The 22,249-nt window shown below is 32.1% G+C and carries 19 protein-coding genes; 17 read left to right on the top strand and 2 right to left on the bottom strand.

Annotated features, from left to right (window positions below):
• The first annotated feature begins 84 nt into the window (after positions 1 to 84).
• The 8 genes from C1I91_RS27730 to C1I91_RS27700 all read left to right on the top strand — a co-directional run bounded on the left by C1I91_RS27730 (position 85) and on the right by C1I91_RS27700 (position 7,809).
• Positions 85 to 498, top strand: a complete 414-nt coding sequence (locus tag C1I91_RS27730; RefSeq protein WP_128215826.1) for an acyl-CoA thioesterase — start codon at positions 85 to 87, stop codon at positions 496 to 498.
• Positions 499 to 629: 131 nt separating this feature from the next.
• Complete coding sequence (locus C1I91_RS27725; protein WP_128215825.1) at positions 630 to 1,229, top strand: nitroreductase family protein; 600 nt, start codon at positions 630 to 632, stop codon at positions 1,227 to 1,229.
• Between the two features lie 351 nt (positions 1,230 to 1,580).
• On the top strand, positions 1,581 to 2,657 hold the full coding sequence (locus C1I91_RS27720; RefSeq protein WP_128215824.1) for a diguanylate cyclase: 1,077 nt from the start codon (positions 1,581 to 1,583) through the stop codon (positions 2,655 to 2,657).
• Between the two features lie 104 nt (positions 2,658 to 2,761).
• On the top strand, positions 2,762 to 2,905 hold the full coding sequence (locus C1I91_RS28485; RefSeq protein ID WP_164880691.1) for a hypothetical protein: 144 nt from the start codon (positions 2,762 to 2,764) through the stop codon (positions 2,903 to 2,905).
• Positions 2,906 to 3,314: 409 nt separating this feature from the next.
• The gene (locus tag C1I91_RS27715; protein ID WP_128215823.1) at positions 3,315 to 3,887 is read left to right on the top strand and encodes an RNA polymerase sigma factor; all 573 of its coding nucleotides are present in this window, start codon (positions 3,315 to 3,317) and stop codon (positions 3,885 to 3,887) included.
• Entirely contained in the window at positions 3,859 to 5,385 is a 1,527-nt protein-coding gene (locus C1I91_RS27710; protein WP_128216124.1) for a PepSY domain-containing protein, read from the top strand. Before C1I91_RS27715 ends, C1I91_RS27710 begins: the two co-directional genes overlap by 29 nt.
• Positions 5,386 to 5,831: 446 nt before the next feature.
• The gene (locus C1I91_RS27705; RefSeq protein ID WP_128215822.1) at positions 5,832 to 7,217 is read left to right on the top strand and encodes an amino acid permease; all 1,386 of its coding nucleotides are present in this window, start codon (positions 5,832 to 5,834) and stop codon (positions 7,215 to 7,217) included.
• A gap of 286 nt (positions 7,218 to 7,503) precedes the next feature.
• Complete coding sequence (locus C1I91_RS27700; protein ID WP_128215821.1) at positions 7,504 to 7,809, top strand: hypothetical protein; 306 nt, start codon at positions 7,504 to 7,506, stop codon at positions 7,807 to 7,809.
• Positions 7,810 to 7,900: 91 nt separating this feature from the next.
• On the opposite strand, the gene C1I91_RS27695 is transcribed toward C1I91_RS27700, so the two are convergent.
• On the bottom strand, positions 7,901 to 8,782 hold the full coding sequence (locus C1I91_RS27695) for a radical SAM/SPASM domain-containing protein (protein WP_128215820.1): 882 nt from the start codon (positions 8,780 to 8,782) through the stop codon (positions 7,901 to 7,903).
• Positions 8,783 to 9,373: 591 nt separating this feature from the next.
• Here C1I91_RS27695 and helD point away from each other — a divergent pair.
• Entirely contained in the window at positions 9,374 to 11,614 is a 2,241-nt protein-coding gene (gene helD, locus C1I91_RS27690; RefSeq protein WP_128215819.1) for an RNA polymerase recycling motor HelD, read from the top strand.
• Positions 11,615 to 11,749: 135 nt separating this feature from the next.
• On the opposite strand, the gene C1I91_RS27685 is transcribed toward helD, so the two are convergent.
• Positions 11,750 to 12,088, bottom strand: coding sequence for a winged helix-turn-helix transcriptional regulator (locus C1I91_RS27685; RefSeq protein WP_128215818.1), 339 nt, complete (start codon positions 12,086 to 12,088; stop codon positions 11,750 to 11,752).
• Between the two features lie 364 nt (positions 12,089 to 12,452).
• Here C1I91_RS27685 and C1I91_RS27680 point away from each other — a divergent pair, with 364 nt between their 5' ends.
• From C1I91_RS27680 to deoD, 8 genes are all read left to right on the top strand, one after another.
• Positions 12,453 to 13,118, top strand: coding sequence for an NAD(P)H-dependent oxidoreductase (locus C1I91_RS27680; protein ID WP_128215817.1), 666 nt, complete (start codon positions 12,453 to 12,455; stop codon positions 13,116 to 13,118).
• A 723-nt stretch (positions 13,119 to 13,841) separates the two neighbouring features.
• Positions 13,842 to 15,383, top strand: a complete 1,542-nt coding sequence (locus tag C1I91_RS27675; RefSeq protein ID WP_128215816.1) for an ABC transporter ATP-binding protein — start codon at positions 13,842 to 13,844, stop codon at positions 15,381 to 15,383.
• Positions 15,376 to 16,476 carry an ABC transporter permease gene (locus C1I91_RS27670; RefSeq protein WP_128215815.1) on the top strand — a complete coding sequence of 367 codons (1,101 nt, stop codon included), beginning with the start codon at positions 15,376 to 15,378 and terminating at the stop codon, positions 16,474 to 16,476. Before C1I91_RS27675 ends, C1I91_RS27670 begins: the two co-directional genes overlap by 8 nt.
• A complete protein-coding gene (locus C1I91_RS27665; protein ID WP_128215814.1) occupies positions 16,469 to 17,401 on the top strand; it encodes an ABC transporter permease in 933 nt (310 codons plus the stop codon). Before C1I91_RS27670 ends, C1I91_RS27665 begins: the two co-directional genes overlap by 8 nt.
• 125 nt (positions 17,402 to 17,526) lie before the next feature.
• On the top strand, positions 17,527 to 18,543 hold the full coding sequence (locus C1I91_RS27660) for a LacI family DNA-binding transcriptional regulator (RefSeq protein ID WP_128215813.1): 1,017 nt from the start codon (positions 17,527 to 17,529) through the stop codon (positions 18,541 to 18,543).
• 84 nt (positions 18,544 to 18,627) lie between these two features.
• Positions 18,628 to 19,932, top strand: a complete 1,305-nt coding sequence (locus tag C1I91_RS27655; protein WP_128215812.1) for a pyrimidine-nucleoside phosphorylase — start codon at positions 18,628 to 18,630, stop codon at positions 19,930 to 19,932.
• Positions 19,933 to 20,157: 225 nt separating this feature from the next.
• Positions 20,158 to 21,357: an MFS transporter gene (locus tag C1I91_RS27650; protein WP_164880690.1), complete on the top strand. Its 1,200-nt coding sequence runs from the start codon at positions 20,158 to 20,160 to the stop codon at positions 21,355 to 21,357.
• A gap of 169 nt (positions 21,358 to 21,526) precedes the next feature.
• Positions 21,527 to 22,234, top strand: coding sequence for a purine-nucleoside phosphorylase (deoD, locus tag C1I91_RS27645; RefSeq protein ID WP_128215810.1), 708 nt, complete (start codon positions 21,527 to 21,529; stop codon positions 22,232 to 22,234).
• The last annotated feature ends 15 nt before the right edge of the window (positions 22,235 to 22,249 follow it).

Genomic DNA, 22,249 nt, shown 5'->3' with positions numbered 1-22,249 from the left:
CCTTTAGCTTTTTTCCTGTTTACTATAATTAAAAAAGTAGTTTAGTATAGTTAGCGGACTATATACTAACCGAGGAGATTGTATATGAGAGTAAGTGAAACAAAAATTAAAGTGAGATATGTGGAAACTGACCAGATGGGTATCGTGCATCATTCAAATTATTATGCATGGTTTGAAGTGGGAAGAACTGAATTCATAAAAGAATCAGGAATGACTTATAAGCAGATGGAAGAGGAAAACATTATGATTCCTTTGGTTGAGAGCAGATGTAAGTATATTGTAGGAGCAAAATATGAGGACGAACTTACAGTGAAAACTAAAATAGAAGAATTAAATGGAGCTAAAGTCATATTTTCTTATGAGGTTGTAAGAGATGAAGATAATGTTGTTTTAGCTAAGGGAAATACAGTTCATGCTTTTGTTAATAAGAGCTTCAAGATAATAAATATAAAAAAGAGTAATCCTGATGTATGGCAAAGGATTCAACAGCTTTTATAATATAACAGAATTAGGCGTATAAATTATCTATATACATAAACCTCATATCATAAGTAAAAGCTATATGGAGATAAGAAACCTTTTTGATATAAAGGTGCATATCAACTGACCTTAAAGTAGGAGGAGAAAATATGATTATTGATTTTTATACTGCTATTAAAAGTAGGAGATCAATTTATGCTATTAGTAATGAATCAACTATACCTGATGAAAGGATAGTGGATATAGTTAAAGAGGCTGTAAAGTATTCTCCGACCTCATTTAATTCGCAGAGTGGAAGAGTTTTATTGCTACTAGGCAAGCACCACACGAAGCTTTGGGAGATAACTAAGGAAGCCTTAAGAAAAGTAGTACCTGAATCTAGCTTTTCTCAAACCGAAGAGAAAATAGATGCCTTTGCTAGGGGACATGGTACAATACTTTATTTCGAAGATCAGAATGTAATAAAGAGTCTTCAAGAGGGATTTGCGCTGTATAAAGATAATTTTCCAGTTTGGTCTCAACAGTCTTCTGGTATGCTTCAATATATAGTATGGACTGCTTTAGAGATAGAAGGTCTTGGAGCATCGCTTCAGCACTATAATCCATTAATTGATGAGGAAGTTAAAAGTAATTGGCATATACCAGAACAGTGGAAGCTTATTGCACAAATGCCATTTGGAAAGCCACTCCAATTGGCTGGAGAAAAAGATTATCAGTCTATAGATGAGAAATTTAGATTATTTCAATAGAAACGTATTTCAAACACCTGGAAGTAAGTACAGTTTAAAAATTAGTTTATGCTAACTAATTGATGGAAGTGCTTAAATTATGGGTGTTTTTTTGTTTTATAGAAAAATATAAGATTTTTTGTTGGTTAAGTTAAGTGATTCCGGAGGTCTATAGTTTTGGGAATATACTTAAAAAGAAGGTTTATTCGACTTGTGGATTTTATTTATATGAATTTGTAATGATAGAGGTACAAAAAGAGTTGCTAAGATAAAACTTTACTTATTGTAATGAAGAGGAGATGTTGCTTATACATAAATAGAGGAACTCATTCAAATAATAAAACATAAGCCATATATGAAAGGAGTCTTTATATGATCAAAGAGCTTTTTATAAATCTCTCTATTCTAATAAGTTCTATCAGTTTATTCACTCAGTGGAAAAAAGAATATGATCATATAAAAATAAATCCTTATACTAAGAAATTGATTATAGGAGTTCTCAATGGGATTTTAGGTGTTGGTCTTATCTACTTTGGATGCCCTGTTTATACAAATTCAATAATAGACTTTAGAAATATGGCGATAATAATAGCTGCAATTTATGGTGGTGGTCTATCGATATACGTATGTAGCATCATGATAGTATTTTTTAGAATAGCTTATTTTGGAGTGAATATTTCATCTGTTTATGGAGTTATTTTAATTATAGTTTCTGGCTCAGCCAATTGGGTAATTTGTAATAAAAAACTTAGGCTTTGGCAAAAGTGGGCGTACTGCACTTCATTTAACACAGTTGCAGCTAGTATTGCGCTTATAATAAATTATTACAATGCTGCTGAGTTTAAATCCATACTAGCTATGTATATAATGTCATCGATAATTGTATCTTCAATTACCTATAAGTATCTTGAATATTGTTTTTCTTCAAATAGACTTTATGTAAAGCTTGTTAAAGAGTCATCTCAAGACTTTTTAACAGGGTTAAACAACTTAAGACAATTTAATATAATGATGAAAAGGTTAGCTTCTAATGCTCTAGATAAAGAGGAGAGACTTTCGCTTTTAGTTATAGATGTAGACCATTTTAAACATATAAATGATACATATGGTCATGCTAATGGTGATATAGTATTGAAGGAAATGGCAAATATATTCGTTAACAGTAGCAGGTCTTTTGATGTAATATCAAGGAATGGAGGAGAAGAGTTTACTGTTATCTTACTTGACTGCGATAGGGAAAGTGCTATTAGGATAGGAGAAAAAATAAGAAAAAATGTAGAACAATATAGGTTCATATTATCTGATGAAAATGAAGTGTGCTTAACTGTGTCAATTGGAGTAGCAAGCTTTCCAGAGAGTACAAAAGATATAAAAAGGCTTTATGAATTAGCAGATAATGCTCTTTATAAATCTAAAAGAGATGGAAGGAATAAGGTGTCTTATATTTAATTCTAATAGTTTCTCTTAAATAGCCTGTTAATTAGTTGGTTAATTTTGATAGTATTGTTAAACATAATATTGCTATAAAAATGTCTAAAGATGGAGGTTTCTTTATGGAACATAGAGATAAAAAGGATAGAAAAAGTTATTCTAATACAATTAAAAACCCTGTAGAAGCATTTAAGGGGCATCTGAAAGGTATTAAAACTATGGATGAACCTTTTGCAGAAGCTATAATTATGGCTAAGAAATTTTAAATTTGGCTCTGTTAAAATACTATGTTGAAATTCAGCAACCAGTGATCCGATGTTTTAATTTTTAATATTATGAAAAGAAGTCATTAATAAAGTTTTATTGGTGGCTTCTTTTTTATTCATTAAGGATGAAACTTTTTGTTATATGGATTCGTTCCTATTATGTAATGATATAGCAATAATTTGAGGAGGGTATTTTGAGGTATATGTATAAATAAGTATTTAGAATCTTAAATTCGAAAAAGCGAATAGTTAAGATAAACTGCTTTTTATTGTGTATGGACGCCCTATGGATGGTAAAGCTTCCACAGGGTACAATGAAAAGTTTGTTTTATTAGTAGGAGACCACAAAGATATATAAAGAATGACTATAAATTTGGGTAGTTTGATAATTTAAGGGGAGAGGAAGATTATGTCGGATGAACAGTTAATAAACGCTGTTATTGATGGAGATAGAAGTTCAGTTGATTTATTAGTTAGTAGATATTATAAGACAGTGTATGCCTACATATATAAGCTTACTGAAGACTACCATATGTCTTATGATTTAACGCAGGAAGTATTTATTAAAGGCATAAGGGCCATAAAAAAATACAAGCATGAGGATAAGCTGAAAAGCTGGTTGTTAACTATAGCATCAAATTTAGTTAAAGACTATTTTAGAAGAGTAAAAAGACAAAAACTAGACTGGTGTAATAACTATATAGATATAAAAGAGGAAAACAGTATTGATACTTCAATGGAGGCTCTATTACAACAAGAGGATAGCAAATATATAAGATCACTTATAGATACCTTGAGTTTTGAAATGAAAGAAGTTATCATTTTAAGATATTTTTATGATATGAAGATTAGTGAAATAGCAAAGATAACTTCTACTAAGGAAGCGACGGTAAAGACTAGATTGAGACGCGCTTTAAAGAACTTGAATAAAAAGCTTTTAGGAGGAAATATCAATGAAAAAGAAGTTAGTACACTCAAATAAGGACTTTGATGAAGAATATAAAAATGTTGTAGATGATATTAAGAATTTAGATTATTTTGAAGATATTCAGTTTCCAACTTTGGATATGATTGAAGAGACGAAAAAGATTTTGATTAGTGAGGTTGAAAAGGTAGAACCTCAGAAAAATAGAAAAGATAAAAGAAATTTAACCAACTTATTGGTTGCAAGTGTCCTCTTTGTTGCTATTTTAGGAGAATTAGCGGTATTAAGGCCGTCTTTATTTAACTTGTTTAATAGAGAAAGCAATGTCTCAGCAAAGAATAGTAATAATGCTGATGATACCTATGCTAAGATAGATGATGGATATAGTAAAGTTTCTAAAGCTGAGATGGCCAATGAAAGTATATTGTCTGTATACGGTAAAAACGTAGAAGAATTTGCAATGAGAAAAGGCTATGTAATAGTAAAGAACAGCGTTATAAATATGCATATTAGAATACCTAATTTTGAGGAGCGTGCTGGAGATATACCAATAGGAGATATATTCAAACAAAGAAATGAACTATCTAAAAAAAATGGATACAACTTTGAAGCTTATAAAGGAAAAAGGGTAGTTTTGTATGCTGCAAATGTTAAGAAGAATAATAAACTTGAAGGGCTACTTATAACTTTGATATATTCTAATAAGATAATTGGCGCCTGGATCAGTGAGAACGGTGATTTGGAAAACATATTAAAGACTCAGAGCGCAGACGATGAAGCGGGCTACTTACCAATAAGTACTGACACTGCTACAGAAAAAGCTAAAAACTTTATTAAGAAGTATTATTCCTCTGATGAACAGGTTAAGAGCTTTGGAATTAACAGTAGAACTCAAGATTATAATAGACCATATTATACTGTAACATTTGATAGTTATATAATAAGAATAGATGCCCTAAGTGGTCAAGTTATAGAGCTGGCATTAACTAAAGGTTTAAAAAGCGATGATAGTTTAAAGGACTTAACTGAAGAGCAGCTAAAGGAAAGGGCAATTGGTTACTACAAAGAGTTAGGTTTTCAATACAATATTGAAGATGTTTCTTATCCTGGAACGCCCAATAAAGAGTTTGTCGCACAGTTCTGCCAATCTATAGCTATAAATAATAAAGTTATTTATAGCAGAGATAATTCCGTACAAGTAGTAGTTAGTTCCAAGGGGCAACTAGAGAGGATTACTAGCTTTTATAGACCTCTGATATATAATGGAAAGTCTAATACTAATATAGACGAAAGACACGCCTATACTATTGCTGAGGGATATTTTAGGGCTCTAGGGATATATGGCTGTAAGGATATTAGTTTAGAATCAATTGTTCCAAATAATAATTATGATATTCTTTCTAAAACAAAAAAAGGGGATACTGCAAAAGGAGATTCTATCTATCCTAGGAGTGAGGCGTACTCCAAACTAGTTTGGAGTGTAACCAGTTCTGATAAAGATCAAGTGACAATATATCTGGATGCAGAGACTGGAGAGATTCTAGGAGCTAACTAAGTTGAATAAACATTACTACATTTACGGTAATGAGCAATACTTAATAACTTTGTGATAAGTATAATTAAGGTTATTAGTAATAATAATAGTTTAAATAAAAATACATTTAACCATAAGTTAGATGTATTTTTATTTATATGAACTAAGTACTTTTTATAAAAAATATGAATTGATACTACTGATACAGTTAATATTTATACATATATATCAATAAGAAATTAAAATTGTAGAGATAAATTTAATTATTTTTAAAAAGATGTAGTAAATACGGTATAAAATAATGAAAAATGGCGATATATCATAAAATATGTTGTTAAATATATAGCTATTAGTTTGAAGTTTTTTTAATTTATTATATAATATTGTATCGTGATGATAATTTTTCATTTAGTTTTATGATTTTTTAATAATTTATTTGTTTTGGGGCCTTTTTAAGGAGGATTTTAATGAACATTTTTAAGAAAAAAACAGCCGAGCAGATGCTTGAGGGAGTAGCTAAAACTGGGTTGAAGAAAAATTTAAAAGCGAAGGATATAGCTGCACTTGGTGTAGGTGCAGTTGTGGGTGTAGGAATATTTGTTGCTACTGGTGAAGGGGCTCACCTTGCAGGTCCTGCTGTAATAATATCCTTCCTTATAGCTGCTGTTATAGCTTGCCTTTGTGGACTAAGTTATTCTGAGCTTGCAACTATGTTTCCTGTTGCAGGAAGCACATATTCTTATGCATATATAACATTTGGTGAAATAGTGGCGATGATCATTGGTTGGTGTCTTACTGCGGAATATCTAGTAGCTTGTAGTGCAGTTGCATCAGGTTGGTCAGGTACGTTTCAAGGCATACTTGCCAATATTGGCTTAAGTATACCTAAAGCCTTTGCGGCATCACCAAGTAAAGGTGGGATTATTGATCTTCCTGCTGTACTTATAATCGTAATAATAACATCACTTTTATGCTATGGAATGCAAGAAAGCGCTCGTGTTAATAATATTATGGTTGGTATTAAGATATGCATAATACTATTATTCGTAGTGTTGGGATTCTCTCATATAAATGTAGCTAACTATAAGCCTTTTAATCCATACGGAATAAAAGGAATATTTGCGGGAACAGCCACTATATTCTTCTCATATATTGGCTTTGATGCAATATCTACTGCAGCAGAAGAAGCGGATAATCCAAAGAGGGATATACCATTAGGCTTAATAATGTGTCTTGCTATAGTGAGTGTACTTTATATATCTGTAGCCTTTGTACTTACAGGAATGGTTCCTTTTAAAGAGATAATTTCTGAAAATGCAGTACCTGGAGCTTTAGCAAGAGTAGGTATAAACTGGGGCTCTGCTTTAGTTGGAACTGGTGCCATAATAGGTATGATTTCAACAATTTTGGCAGTACTATATGGCCAAGTTAGAGTGTTTATGGTTATGTCTAGAGATGGACTTTTACCTAAGCTTTTCTCTAAGGTGCATCCAGTTCATAAGACACCATATGTATCTACTATAATAACCGGAACTGTAGCAGCAATAATAGCAGGGTTACTTCCGCTTGATATAATAGTTCAATTTCTAAGTATAGGGACTTTGTTAGGCTTCATAGTGGTTTCTTTAAGTGTAATTGTTCTTAGAAAGAGAATGCCTAATTTCAACAGAATATTTAAATGTCCTGGTGTTCCATTTACACCAATTATAGCAGTTATATGTTGCACATATCTCCTTTCAAGACTACAAGCTAAGACTTGGTTAGGATTTTCAGTGTGGATAATAATTGGTCTTATTGTGTATTTTACTTATGGTAGAAAGCATAGTTTAATACAAAATGAAGAAACTAATTAGGAATTTGATGTTTATATTCTTCTTAATATCAGGTCAAAAAATGGATTTTAAAAGGTGTTATTTTAATTAAGGAATTTTTTTAGAGTTCCTTTTGGGGCTTAAAGGGACTCTATAGGAAATGAAATGAATTGAATTAATTGATACGTTATAAGAAACTGCTAAGCTATTAGCAGTTTTTTTACTTTTCTAGAAAGTAATAAAATTGTAATTAATATATAATAATGCTGTAATGCACATATAATAATATATAATCTAATGGTACGAAGTATTATATGGAGGAGTATTGATGGAAGGTTACGAGTATATTTTAATTGCAGTAGGTTTTGTGTTACTTTTACTAAGTTATTTGGTGGGAGTAGGAAACAAGACTATATTAAGGATAAATGATAAGATTACTCCAGAGGATATAGAAGAAAAGAATAAGTTTATAAGTGATATTGCATTGCCTCCAGCACTTATAGGAATAGCAATAATAGTAGCCACCTTTATATTTAGAATCTCAAAGTTCATGGGGGTTCTAATAATTGGAGTAGTATCGATTTATTCTCTGGCAAGAGAATTTAGATTGTTGTATAACATAAGAAAAAAGTGAAAGTTAATGAGTGATTTAAATACTATTAACTAAAATCACTCATTTAATATTATAAATAACTGTAGTATGGCTTGTTATGAATAACTACATTTTACCTAGTGAATCTTCTTCTATAGTCACACTTCCTACAAAGTTCTTCTTTTATCTGTCTATTAGAAAAGCTGTTAAAAATGCTGGAAGCTCTCTCTCCTTCTACGATTTCATTAAGACAAGATGAACTATATATATTACCTAAGTTTATCACGCCTTCGCCATCTAGGCAGCATGGAACCACAGTTCCATCAACTAATATAGCAACTTGATTTCTTAGACCATGGCAAAAACCGAAGTTATCTTCAATATCTAGTTTAGTGTCTGGCCACTTAAATTCAGAGCCTTGATTTAGATAAATTCTATCCTTTAACTTTACTCCTCTAGCAGGGATGACCTTTTCTTCTATCTTATAATCTAGAGAAAAGAACTCTTCTATCATCTCTATAATTGAATTGTTTCTCTTATTTTCAATGTTTATTATGTTGTTTTCAGATAGATTCCAAAGCCTTAAGGATACTGTTAGCTCAGAAGTATCAACAGCTTCCTTAGTAAATGATAAAATGCTATTTATGTATGAGTTCTTATCCTTAGAGGTTTCGTTTCCATCAAAGCTGTGAAGAGAAAAGTTGATTTGTCTAAGTGATGGCTTGCCTATTAAATTTTCCTTAACCCTATTAATTAGCGTACCATTTGTTGTTATATTAACCTTAAAACCTTTAGAATGACTTACTTCTAATAATTGTCCTAGTTCAGGATGCAAGAGAGGCTCGCCTTTTACATGAAGGTAGATGTGATCTCCGTGTCCTTTTATTTTATCCAGGACCTCGCTAAACTTATCCACAGTAATAAACTCTGGTTTTCTTTTTGTTTGTGGACAAAATTCGCAGGATAGGTTACATACATTAGTTATTTCTATATATATTTTTTTAAACTTCTTCATTTGAAATCTCCTATGCTTAGTGTGGCATTCCATAAAATTAATAAATCTATTTTTAATATTGTTCAAATTGAAAGTTACAACTTCACATATCTAAATATATAATTTTAAATTTTTATAATCAACATTTTTATGGAGTAAGCCAATTATAATAAATATTTATGCGGCAGTTTATATTAAGTGGATTAATTGCAGGTAGGAAGGGGTTCTGATTTATTTAAGAATTAACACAATTTTTAGTTGTAGCTTCTATAAAATAAAAAAACTAGAGAACATAAATCTCTAGTAATTGACAATATTTTACAAATTATTTTTGACATAAAATCACTAATATAATATGATTTTCTAATTTATACTTATACTATAAGGCAAAAATAGTGTGTTGTCAAGATAAATTGAGAAATATTTAGATTTACTATGGTTCTACATATATTAGATAAAGTCACAGTATCGGAATATTAAATATGATGATGAGTAACATTTTGAAATTTCCATTATTTGATATAAAATATTATCTATCTCAGTATTCAAACTTGGCTACCACTTTATGCTTAGTACAATGTGGCACAAAATTAAAATTAAGGAGTGATTTGAATGGCGGGAACAGAGCATCCTGATTATGAAGAAGAATTGAAAAGGTTAGATATAACTTTGAAATATCTTAAAAGCTATAATGATAGGATATTAGCAGATAAAAATAAGATTGATTCAGAAGTTGAATATGGTTTATCTCATTACAACTCAGACAATGCGGAGCAGTTCAATGATCTATCTATAAATTATGTGCTTCAGAAGAATTTAGAGTATAAGGTTAAGGGGCTTGAAAGCAGTATGGAAAAACCATACTTTGCTAGGGTTGATTTTAAGGAACAGTATAAAGATAAACTTCAACAGCTTTATATCGGAAAGGTCTCGTTGATGGATGACAATACTAACGAGATGATTATAGTGGATTGGAGATCACCTGTGGCAACCCTTTATTATGAAGGTAGACTTGGGGAAGCTCAATATCAATGTGAAGATGGGGTTATAAGTGGCAATATAAGTATTAAGAGACAATACAGTATTGAAAAATCACAAATAAAAGAAATATATGATATAGATATAACTACAAATGATGAGTTCCTTCAGGCAAGTCTTAATTCACTTAAGGATAATAGGCTAAAAGACATTGTATCAACCATTCAAGAGGAGCAGAACAGGGTGATTAGAGCTAACATGTGGAGGCCATTGCTAGTTCAAGGTGCTGCTGGAGGAGGAAAAACAACCATAGCACTCCATAGAATAGCATATCTTTTGTACAATTATGAAAAGACTGTACCCTCAGATGGGTTTATGATAATCGCTCCAAATAGATTTTTCCTAAGTTATATATCTGATGTACTACCGGAACTAGGTGTTCATAGCGTTAGGCAAAATACCTTTGAGGATTTTGCATTGGAACTTATTGAAGAAAAATTTGATATAAAAGATCCTTCGGAAAAACTGAGAAGTATAATTGAAGGAGACATGAGATCGAATAAAATAAGTAGTTTTAAATCTTCAATAGAATACAAATTGATGCTAGATAAGTTTTTAAAGTTTATAGAAGCAAAATACATTCCTAAATTAGATTTCAAAATTCATGATACTGTAATATATTCTTATAAAGAAATAAAGAGTTTGTTTACTAACAGCTACAACCATCTCCCTTTTGAAAAGCGAATAATAGAAATTAAGAAGCATCTAACAAATAAACTAAAAGCAAATAAAAAAGAGATTCTTCAGTCTATAGAAGATGATTATGACTGGAGGATAAATAAACTGAGAAGAGATATGGATGATTGTCCTGAAAGAAGAGCCAAGATAATAGAGATTGCAGATGAAAGAGACATAACTGTTAAAAGGGCAAGGATTAAGATGGGCAGTTTGATTAGAGAATACTTTGACAAGATAGTACCCCTTAGAGTAAGTGATTATTATAAAGATTTCATGTATATGCTTAAGTATTGGAAGTCGGAAGGTCTTGTAGCAAAGCTTGCAGAGCAAACGGTAACTAATATAGACAGTAAGAGCATAGACATTGAAGACTTGGCACCACTTATGTATATAAAATTAAAGATATATGGATTGGAAGAAAAACTAAACTTAAGGCATATTGTAATAGATGAGGCGCAGGATTTCAGCGTGTTTCAATTTTTAGTATTAAAAGAGGTTCTTGGATCAAGCTCCATGACTATACTAGGGGATATATGTCAGGGGATCTACAGCTATAGAGGAACAAGCGATTGGGATTATATAAACAAGGCTATATTCGATGGAGAGGCTGAAATGCTTACTCTTGAGCAAAGTTATAGAACAACTGTAGAAATAATGAGTGGTGCTACAAAGATACTTGAGAATATTAAAGAACGCCAGCTTCCACTTGCTAAACCAGTTATAAGACATGGTGAGGTAATAAAAATAGAAGGATTAAGTGATATTGAAGAGCTAGCCTTAAAGATAAACGCTGATGTAGATTTGTGGAAAGAAAAAGGATATAAATCACTAGCACTTATTTGTAAAAATATAGAGGAATGTAGGAAGCTTAAAAGTATAATAGATAACTTTAACATAGAAACTACCATGGTTACTGGCGGTGAGAGTGATTTTAGTGGAGGAATAGTAATAATACCTACTTATTTAGTTAAGGGGCTTGAGTTTGATATGGTAATAATCTGCAATGCATCTGAACAGATGTATACTGATAGTGAGTTAGATATAAAGTTGCTATATGTAGCTATGACAAGGCCATTACATTACCTTAAAATATACCATGTAGGACAGATAAGTAAGCTTTTGCATCAGCTAGTGTAATGATTGTTATAAAATAAGTATCTATAATTTTTATGAATAAAAGCCATGCATATAAGGTGATTTTTGTTCCTTAGTATGCATGGCTTCTATTTTGAAAATACCAGCTATTTGCGGATGATGCAGACTTAATAGTTTTTATAAATAATTTTTTCCCCAATTATATAACTCTGTTATTATTGGCTTTATTGTTAGACCTAATTCCGTTAGTTCGTACTCTACCCTTGGAGGTACCTCGGCATATATAGTTCTCTTAACTAAGCCATCACCTTCGAGATCTCTTAATTGCAAAGTAAGCATTCTATGTGTTATCTTTGGCATTTCTCTTCTAAGTTCATTAAACCGTTTCTTACCGGATAGTAACCTATATAATATAACGCCTTTCCATTTACCACCAATTACATTTAATGTAGCCTCTACAGGACAAGGAGAATTAACACAATTGGATTTCTCTAATTCTATATTATCTATATTCATAAAAACACCTCTGAAGTGAAAAATTATATTAAGTATACTTTTTATACTGAGGTATATTACAGTATATTATATATAAGAAATGTGCATTCTTCAATATATGCAAATAATACAATATAATTTATTTATATATAGACATACTACTTCATAATGAAATCTATCGAAATAAAGATTCCTAGATTCATAGAAAGCTTCATTTTGAGTCTAAGGGTTGAAGTAGTACGTCTGTTTAGAGGAATAGATATTCCAGGTGTATAATCTTAAAAATACTAGAAATAACTTTACCTGTTAATGGTGCTTTATTGATTTATATATTTTACTTTAAACTGGTATATCTATAAATTATAAATCGAGAGGTGGATTAGAAATGCAAGAGTTAAAGCAAAGAATATTGGCAGCACATAATTTTAGACATGCATGTAAGGAGTTTGATAAAGATAAGAAGATCTCTAAAGAAGATTTTGATTTTATTTTGGAAGTAGGAAGACTATCGCCAAGTTCTCTAGGGTTTGAACCTTGGAAGTTTGTTGTGGTTCAAGACATGAGTTTTAGAGAGGAAATAAGAAAAGTTTCATGGGGTGCTCAAGGTCAGTTGCCTACAGCTAGTCATTTTCTTTTAGTGCTTTCGAGAACAGAAAAGGACTTAAGATATGATTCTGAGTATATAGAAGACTTTATGAGAGCGATTCAAAAACTTCCTAGTGACGTTGCCGAAGGAAAAAGAAGTAGATACAAGGATTTTCAAGAGAATGATTTTAAGATGCTTGAAAGCTCTAGAGCATTAAATGATTGGGCTTCTAAGCAGACTTATATAGCTATGGCAAATATGATGACGGCTGCAGCTGAAATAGGTATTGATTCTTGTCCTATAGAAGGGTTTAATAAAGAGAAACTTGAGGAAGTGTTAAATAACAAAGGAGTATTAGAAGATGGAAGATTCACTATATCTTACATGCTTGCCTTTGGATATAGAAAAGTAGAGCCAAGAGCTAAAACAAGACAGTCAATGGAACAAATTGTTACTTGGATATAATAATTTTATAGGTATAATAGAAAGTGCATTTAGTTAATGAATTATAGAATGTTATTTCATAATTTTAGAGATTAAAGTATTGTTCTAAAATTAATAGATATAGCATCTCCTTCATGACCACTTAATTTGAACAATATTTTTAAACATAGCATAAAAATTAAATATATTATTAAGGTTATTCATATATGGATAGTAAGGATTTAAATAAGATTAGCATATTGAGACTATAGATTTAATCAATACACTAGTCTTATTTAACCTCTATGATATTACATAGACTGTAGGTTTATTTACGAATTATGTTTTGAATAACAGCAGTGATTTTTAGTTTTTGAAAGCGCTTTAATAAAAAAACAACTATATGAGGAGGATAACTTTATCATATAGTTGTTTTTATTTAGAGTAATTGCTAATTTTTTCGCGACTTAACATGATAAAGTCCCTTTATTAGTTAAAAAAAATATGATAAAATAAGTTTCGCGAGAATATTTTGTCGATAGATGTAGAATTGTTAGTGTGAAATGATGAAAATGTTTACAAAACCCATGAGAATATGATTGACGGTAATATTTTTGTGTATTAATATAAGTATGTAAGCGATAACATATTCGATAATACTTACTTATGCAATTAAATAGATATGCTTTGAAGCTCCTGAGGAGTAGAGTGGTCTATCAAATAAAAGTATAAACATTAAAAAGTTTTGAGTAGGAGGTATTAGTTATGACAAAAGTGGTAGAAATGAAGGGCATAACAAAAATATTCCCAGGGACTGTAGCCAACGATAATGTTAATTTTGATCTTAATAAAAGTGAAACTCATGTTTTGCTTGGAGAAAATGGCGCTGGAAAGACCACTTTAATGAACATACTATATGGTTTGTACCAACAAGAAAAGGGTGAAATATACGTAAATGGACAGCTTGCTAAGATAACTAACCCTAATGATGCTATAAAGCTAGGAATTGGTATGGTACATCAACATTTTATGCTTGTTCACAATTTTACAGTTGCAGAAAACATAGTTTTAGGTATAGAGCCTAAAAAAGGCTTAAAGGTAGATATGAAGAAGGCAATAGAAAATGTTAAAGCTATTGCAAGTAAGTATGGTTTCAATATAGATCCTAATGAAGTAATAGAAGATATAACCGTTGGTAAGCAGCAAAAGGTAGAGATACTAAAAGCTCTATACAGAGGAGCAGACATATTAATACTTGATGAACCAACAGCAGTTTTAACACCTCAAGAAATTGATGAACTTGGAGTTATTATAGACAATCTAAAGGCACAAGGTAAGTCAGTAATTCTTATCACTCATAAGCTTAAAGAAGTTATGAAGATGAGTGACAGAGTAACTATAATAAGAAGAGGTAAAGTGACAGGTACTGTTAATACAAAGGACACTAATATCGACCAATTAGCGGAGCTAATGGTAGGAAGAAAAGTAAATCTTGTAGTAGACAAGGATGAAGCGAAGGTTGGTCGTGAGATCCTTAAGATAGAAAACTTAAATGCCAATGACAATAGAAAAATTGCTGTAGTTAAGAACCTTAACCTTACAGTGCATGTTGGTGAAGTAGTTGGTATAGCAGGGGTAGATGGTAATGGTCAGTCAGAGTTTATAGAAGCTTTAACTGGTCTTAGAAAAGCGACTAGTGGAAAAATAACTATAAATGGTAAGGATATATTTAATAAGTCACCAAGAATGGTTATGGAATCTGGAGTAGGACATGTTCCAGAAGATAGACATAAAAGAGGACTAATACTTAAATATTCATTATTTGAAAATTCCATTTTAGGAATTCATAGAACTAAACCTTTTAGCAAAGGGGTAGTATTAAACTACAATGAAGTTAGAAAACATTGCAACAAGCTTATAGAAGAGTTTGACGTAAGAACACCAAATGATGAGGTTATGGCTTCTGCCCTATCAGGAGGAAATCAACAAAAGCTTATAGTAGCTAGAGAGATCTCAAAAGATCCAGAACTTCTAATAGTATGTCAGCCAACAAGAGGTCTTGACGTTGGAGCTATAGAGTATATTCATAAGAGAATAATAAAAGAAAGAGATAATGGAAAAGCAGTGCTTCTAGTTTCCTTAGAGCTTGATGAAGTTATGTCTTTATCTGATAGAATAGCAGTAATGTATGATGGACAAATATTAGATATAGTAGATAGAAAAGATGCTACAGAGCTAAAGCTTGGAATACTTATGGCTGGTGGTAGTCTTAAGGATGATAAGAAAGAGGTGAAGGGTCTTGAGTAAAACGGCATCAACGAATAAAGAAAATAAATTATTTGCAATAGTAAAACCTATTTTATTCCCACTAGCAGCTATAGTTTTTTCTATATTCATTTCAGGATTTTTCGTAATATGGGCAAAGGGATACTCAATATTAGATTACTTTACGGCGTTAGGCGACCTTTTTAGAACCATATGGAAGGGATCCTTCGGTAGTGAGATGAATGTATTCAATACTATCTTCTACTTAACACCACTTTTATTTACCGGTGTAGCTAACGCAGTAGCTTTCAAAACAGGTTTGTTTAACATAGGAGGAGAAGGTCAATTCGTAATTGGTACACTTGCAGCAGCTCTAGTAGGTGTTATACCAGGACTACCAGCCTTTATCCATATTCCTCTAATCTTGATATCTGGTATATTGGCAGGAGGCCTTTGGGCGGCAGTACCAGGATATCTTAAGGCAAAGATGGGAACCAATGAAGTTATTAACTCGATCATGATGAACTATATATCAATGTATGTTGCAAACTTTGTAATCCTTAGAACTTCCTTTGGTGTTAAAGGAAAGTCTGCATCACCACTAATACAAGAAAGTGCAAGACTTGCTAGATTCATGCCAGACTATCAAGCAAACATAGGTGTGTTTATAGGAATAGCAGTGGCGATACTTATAACTTGGCTTTTATGGAAGACTACTATAGGTTATGAGCTTAGAGCAGTAGGCTTGAATCCACAGGGAGCTGAATATGGCGGAATAAACATCTCAAAGAACATAGTTCTTGCAATGGTTATATCAGGAGCTATAGCAGGGCTTGGTGGAGCAGTTCACTTAGCTGGTGGTAAGTACTACACAGATGATTTTAGTACTCTTCCTGGTTATGGATTTACAGGTATGGCAGTAGCTCTTCTTGCGAAAAGCCATCCGATAGGATGTATCTTTGCAGCAGTACTTTTCGGAGCTTTAAACAGCAGTTCAAAGGTGCTACAGCTAAATGGTATACCAAAGGAAATAGTTTATCTTATACAATCAATAATAATAATCTTTGTAGCAACAGACTATATTGTTAAGTACTTTGCAGAAAAGAAGAAGAAGGGGGCGATGATCAATGGCTAGTATAAATATAATAATGGAACTGTTATCCTCAACTCTAGCTCTTGCTACTCCTTTAATATTTGCAGGTCTTGGTGGAGTTTTTTCAGAAAGATCAGGAGTTGTAAATATAGGACTTGAAGGTATGATGATCATGGGAGCCTTCTTTGGAGTATACGGGTCCTTCCTTACAGGAAGCGCTCTAGTAGGGGTGCTATTTGCCCTGATTGCAGGAGGAGCTATAGCTCTAATCCATGCTTTCTTAAGTATAAATCTAAAAGCAGACCAAGTAATATCAGGTACAGCTATAAATCTTTTCGCTCAAGCCTTAGCGGCTTTCCTTATCTTTAAGCTTTTTGGAAAGGGCGGACAAACAGATGGAGTTACTGGTTTAGCTTATAATATACCAAAAGCATTAAGAAATATGCCTATATTAGGTAAGCTTGTAGGAGATTTAAACTGGTTTGTCTACGCAGCGGTCATAGCTGTATTTATTGCTCACTTTGTACTTTATAAGACTCCATGGGGCTTGAGAATAAGAGCTGTTGGAGAGCATCCAAAGGCAGCAGATACTCTAGGAATAAACGTATATAAGGTAAGATATATATGTGTTATAATATCAGGAATGCTTGCAGGTCTTGGTGGAGCAGCCTTATCACTTGGAACTACACCACTATATAGAGATGGTATGGTATCTGGTAAGGGATTTATAGCACTAGCAGCAGTAATATTCGGCAACTGGAAGCCAAAGGGAACTTTATTTGCATGTTTACTATTCAGCTTTGCAGATGCGTTCCAGTTAAAGTCACAGCTTTTAGGACTAAACCTACCAACAGAAATATACTCAGTATTCCCATATATAATAACAATGATAGCATTAGCAGGGTTTGTTGGTAAGACTCAAGCACCAGCAGCAGATGGTGTTCCTTACGAAAAAGGGCAAAGATAATTTTAAAAATGTACGGGTTTTTTGTAAAATTTACGTAATAAACTGCTTAAACTCATATAAAATCATGTCGCTTTGTAGTATAATAACCATGCAGTCTTTTCAGTTAGAAGTGAGGGGGATATTATATGGGCACTACAATTAGTGATATTGCAAAAAAATCAGGAGTTTCTCTAGCTACTGTTTCTAGAGTGTTAAATAATTCCGGGTATGTTAAGGATGAAACTAGGAATAAGGTTTTAGAGACGATTAAAGAGATGAATTATACTCCAAGTGCAATAGCAAGAAGTTTATCTAAAAATGAAACTAACACTATTGGAGTTATAGTGCCGGATATAACTAATTCTTACTTTGGAGAGCTTATAAAGGGCATAAGTGAAGTGGCAGAAGCCTCGGATTTAAATATAGTGCTTTTTAATACAGATGACAATTTAGAAAAAGAGCTTAAGGCTTTAACTGTAATAAAGGAGCATAGACTTAAAGGGGTAATCATGTCTCCAATGTTTGGAGAAAATGAGTTTAACAGTAATTACGTAAATACACTGGAGAACTTAGATATACCAATAATATTTGTAGTAGCAGATGTTAAGTATACTAGTTTTAGTGGAGTATTCGTTGATAATATAAAGGGTGGTTTTGACGCCACCAATCTTCTTATAAAAGAAGGGCATAAAAAGATTGGAATAATAACAGGATTATTAAGCTCTGAGCCTGCAATGGATAGACTTATGGGATATAAGAAAGCATTGGCTATGAGCAATATTCCTATTAGAGAAGAATATATATTTAAAGGTGATTTTAAGCTTAGTACTGGTTATGACATAACAAAGGGTGTACTAAGCATGGACGATGGGCCTACTGCTCTTGTTGTATGCAGTAATATGATGACCATGGGTGCTGTTAAAGCAATCTTTGATGAAAATAAAAAAATACCAGATGATTTAGCAATAGTAGGCTTCGATAAACTTGAGTTTTTAGATATGGTTGGCATAAAAATAACTTATATGGAAGATTGTCCAGAGGAATTGGGCAAGTCCTCTATGAATATGCTTAAAGAGGTAATAGAAAATAGGGACGTAACTGAGAAGAAAAGAGTTACTATTTCTCCTACAATTATAATAAAAGGATCAGAGAAGAAGCTTTAGATCGGTTATGCGCATTTAAGTTTCGGCCTTATATTTAGGCGATATTGTATATTAAGATTAATTTTGCTGGAGGAGGGTTTTTATATGAGAATGTATGATTTGATAATAAAGAAAAGAAATGGTGAAGAGCTTACAACAGAAGAAATAAATTACTTTGTAGATGGATATACAAAAGGTACAATTCCTGATTATCAGGTTTCATCACTTCTAATGGCTATATATTTTCAAAAGATGAATATGAGAGAAACTACAGATCTTACTATGGCAATGGTTCATTCTGGAGATATACTTGATTTGTCTAAGATTGAAGGAGTTAAGGTAGATAAGCACAGTACTGGAGGAGTTGGTGATACAACAACTTTAGTTCTTACTCCTATGGTGGCTGCACTAGGTATTCCAGTAGCAAAGATGTCTGGAAGAGGTCTTGGACATACTGGAGGAACTATAGATAAACTAGAATCTTTTGAAGGCTTTTCAGTTGAAATAACAGAAGAACAGTTTATAGAGAATGTAAACACTAAGAAGATTGCTATAATGGGACAAACTGCAGACTTAGCTCCAGCAGACAAGAAGTTATATGCACTTAGAGACGTTACTGGTACTGTTGATAATATATCCCTAATATCTTCTAGTATAATGAGTAAGAAGATTGCTGCAGGGGCCGATGCTATAGTATTAGATGTTAAGGTAGGCGACGGTGCCTTCATGAAGTCTTATGAAGATGCGAAGAGATTAGCAGAGGCAATGGTTAGCATAGGTAAGAATGTTGGAAGAAACACAGTAGCTGTAATTTCTGATATGGATCAACCTTTAGGTTTAGGTATAGGTAATGCTTTAGAGGTAAAAGAAGCTCTAGATACTTTAAGAGGAAAAGGGCCAAAGGATTTACTTGAACTTTGCTTAACTTTAGGAAGCAATATGGTTGTATTAGCTGGCAAGGCTTCTACAGCTGAAGAGGCTAAGGTTATGCTTTTAAAGACAATAGAAGACGGTTCAGCTATAATGAAGCTTAAAGAATTTGTTGCAGCGCAAGGTGGTAATGCTGAACAAGTTATAAATTCTGATTTGCTTCCAAAGGCTAAATATGTTTATGAAGTTAAGAGTGATAAAGATGGATATATATCAAAAATAAATTCAGAAAATATAGGTCTAGTAGCTATGGAATTAGGAGCTGGAAGAGCAACTAAAGAAGATAATATTGACCTAGCTGTAGGAATAGTATTAAACAAAAAAAGAGGAGAAAAGGTAGAAAAAGGAGATGTTCTAGCTTATATTCATGCTAATGATGAAGCTAAGATAGAAAAAGCTGCTAATGGTATATTAGGCAATTACAAGATATCAGATAGTTATGAAGATAATATTCCTCTTATATATGATGTAATAAGATAATAAGATATCAACTACTAAAATTTCGTAACATAAGTTAAAAACATAGATTAATGTAAAAATCACTAATGAAACAAGCATTAGTGATTTTTATGAGAAAGATGTGTAAGCGCTTCCTTAAGTTTATTCAAGCATCTACTTAGAGGGGTAAGAGTGAATTGAATTATTTATTATATGGAAGTAAAAGTGCAGTAGAGTTATTACAACAATAAGCCTAAGGAGAAAATGATGAGTTTAAATAGTAGAAAAAGCTTCTTCGTAATAGATTTTTTTGTTTCTTTTATAGTTGTTTTTGGGGTGGTTATGTTTCTCCCTATGTTTCAAAGTTTTCAACAAATATTCGGCGTAGGAGTGTCAAAGATCTCATGGCTTCCTAATATAGGGTACCTTGCTATGATACTATTTCCTTCTTTTGCTGCAAGTGTAATGAATAAAACTGGAGCAAAAAAATCACTTTTGATATTTATTATAGTATGGGTAGTAGGTATATCTGTTGAAATCTTAGCCTTGACCACTGTAAATTACTTTTTATTTTGTGTTGGAAGATTAATAGAGGGATTGGCAGAAGCATCATTTTTTCCTATACTACTTTCTATGAATAAAATGGTTATGAAAGACGAGAAGGATGGAAAGGTAGGTTCTAGTCTTCTTGAAATAGGTTCTGCTATAGGTGGACTTATAGCGGCAATTGTAGCTGGATACTTTATAAATTCTCCGAGGTTGTTTTTAGTTATTCCTATGATTATAGGCGCGCTAACTTGGGTATTTATAGCTTTATCTATAAATGAGATTAAAAGCGGCATTAATATAGAGCAAGATACAATTACTAAAGTTAAAGAGGGTAAGTGGGATTATATAAGTTTATTATTCATGATTTTTATGACTCAGATAACCTTTGCGGCTTCACAGGTTTATTTATCTTACTATTTGGAGGCGTATAATGCTTCTGGTTATACTGGACTTATAATATCTTTAGAGCAGATACTTATAGCAATAGGAGCCATGTCTCCAATGATATTATTGAAAAGACTTTCCTTTAAGTTTATAAGAAATTTTATGATTGTTATATTTATGATAGGGTCATTGCTACTATCTCAGCATATGGCACTACCAGTAGCTATACTGGCTTTAGCTATAATTGCTTTAGTAGTTGGTATAGGGTTCTCAACTCTAAGTATTTTTGTATCTAAAGTAGTAGTAACTAATGTTTCACAAAAGATGTCTATTTACACTGCGGTAAGATATTTAGGAGGATTCCTTTTATCTTTCCTGTGGGGAATATATATAGATGGTTCAAAGGCTTCAGGACATAGCTATGTACAAATCTTTGATAAGTTATATATATGGATAGTTGTTTTAGTGGTTATACTATCAATAGTAATAATCATGTTACAGAGAAATAATAAGATATGGAGTGCTAAAAACTAAAGATTTAACATTAATACACAAGAGTAATATAGAACATAATATCAATTTAGGCTATAATTTTTAATGTAAGAGTTTACACATAAATAAGCTTAAATCAAGTTTCATTTTTAATGACAATAAATTTAATATAATAAATAAGTGCATAAGGCACTTTAATGGAGGTAAGGAAATGAGCATTCATATAAATGCACAAGAAGGACAAATAGCAGAAAGTATATTATTACCAGGAGATCCGCTAAGAGCAAAATTTATTGCTGAAAACTTTCTTCAGGATGTTATATGCTATAACGAAGTAAGAGGAATGTATGGATTTACAGGAACTTATAAGGGGAAGAGAGTATCTGTTCAAGGAACCGGTATGGGGATACCATCCATATCAATTTATGCAAGTGAACTTATACAAAGCTATGGTGTAAAAAACCTTATAAGAGTTGGCACTTGTGGTGGTTATCAAGAATCAGTTAAGGTAAGAGATCTTATAATTGCTATGTCAGCATCAACAGATTCAAATATAAACAAAATAAGATTTAATGGAAGAGATTTTGCTCCAACTGCAAGTTTTAAACTGTTAAGGAAAGCTTATGACTTTGCTGTAGAAAAAGGCTTTGATCCAAAGGTTGGTAATGTATTTAGTTCAGATACTTTCTATGGAGATACTTCTGATGAGTGGAAGATATGGGCTAAGTTTGGCTGTTTAGGAGTAGAGATGGAGGCAGCTGCACTTTATACTTTAGCAGCTAAGCATAATGTGGATGCATTAGCATTACTTACTGTAAGTGACCATTTTATTTATGATGAAATAACTTCCGCAGAAGAAAGACAAACAACCTTCACAAATATGATAGAAGTTGCCCTTGATACCGTACATTCATTGTAGGATAAAGAGTTTCTA

It is taken from the genome of Clostridium manihotivorum (assembly GCF_004015185.1).
GTDB classification, from domain to species: domain Bacteria; phylum Bacillota; class Clostridia; order Clostridiales; family Clostridiaceae; genus Clostridium_AR; species Clostridium_AR manihotivorum.
Note: the sequence above shows the minus strand (reverse complement) of the source record. Positions and strands in the feature narration are given on the sequence as shown.

Excerpts from the sequence above, each read along its gene's own strand:
- C1I91_RS27660 (WP_128215813.1), top strand. The coding sequence starts at position 17,527 with ATGGGCACTACAATTAGTGATATTGCAAAAAAATCAGGAGTTTCTCTA.
- C1I91_RS27715 (WP_128215823.1), top strand. The coding sequence starts at position 3,315 with ATGTCGGATGAACAGTTAATAAACGCTGTTATTGATGGAGATAGAAGT.
- C1I91_RS27695 (WP_128215820.1), bottom strand. The coding sequence starts at position 8,782 with ATGAAGAAGTTTAAAAAAATATATATAGAAATAACTAATGTATGTAAC.
- C1I91_RS27680 (WP_128215817.1), top strand. The coding sequence starts at position 12,453 with ATGCAAGAGTTAAAGCAAAGAATATTGGCAGCACATAATTTTAGACAT.
- C1I91_RS27650 (WP_164880690.1), top strand. The coding sequence starts at position 20,158 with ATGAGTTTAAATAGTAGAAAAAGCTTCTTCGTAATAGATTTTTTTGTT.
- C1I91_RS27725 (WP_128215825.1), top strand. The coding sequence starts at position 630 with ATGATTATTGATTTTTATACTGCTATTAAAAGTAGGAGATCAATTTAT.
- C1I91_RS27685 (WP_128215818.1), bottom strand. The coding sequence starts at position 12,088 with ATGAATATAGATAATATAGAATTAGAGAAATCCAATTGTGTTAATTCT.
- C1I91_RS27700 (WP_128215821.1), top strand. The coding sequence starts at position 7,504 with ATGGAAGGTTACGAGTATATTTTAATTGCAGTAGGTTTTGTGTTACTT.
- C1I91_RS27665 (WP_128215814.1), top strand. The coding sequence starts at position 16,469 with ATGGCTAGTATAAATATAATAATGGAACTGTTATCCTCAACTCTAGCT.
- C1I91_RS27705 (WP_128215822.1), top strand. The coding sequence starts at position 5,832 with ATGAACATTTTTAAGAAAAAAACAGCCGAGCAGATGCTTGAGGGAGTA.
- C1I91_RS27675 (WP_128215816.1), top strand. The coding sequence starts at position 13,842 with ATGACAAAAGTGGTAGAAATGAAGGGCATAACAAAAATATTCCCAGGG.
- deoD (WP_128215810.1), top strand. The coding sequence starts at position 21,527 with ATGAGCATTCATATAAATGCACAAGAAGGACAAATAGCAGAAAGTATA.
- helD (WP_128215819.1), top strand. The coding sequence starts at position 9,374 with ATGGCGGGAACAGAGCATCCTGATTATGAAGAAGAATTGAAAAGGTTA.
- C1I91_RS27655 (WP_128215812.1), top strand. The coding sequence starts at position 18,628 with ATGAGAATGTATGATTTGATAATAAAGAAAAGAAATGGTGAAGAGCTT.
- C1I91_RS27720 (WP_128215824.1), top strand. The coding sequence starts at position 1,581 with ATGATCAAAGAGCTTTTTATAAATCTCTCTATTCTAATAAGTTCTATC.
- C1I91_RS28485 (WP_164880691.1), top strand. The coding sequence starts at position 2,762 with ATGGAACATAGAGATAAAAAGGATAGAAAAAGTTATTCTAATACAATT.
- C1I91_RS27710 (WP_128216124.1), top strand. The coding sequence starts at position 3,859 with ATGAAAAAGAAGTTAGTACACTCAAATAAGGACTTTGATGAAGAATAT.
- C1I91_RS27730 (WP_128215826.1), top strand. The coding sequence starts at position 85 with ATGAGAGTAAGTGAAACAAAAATTAAAGTGAGATATGTGGAAACTGAC.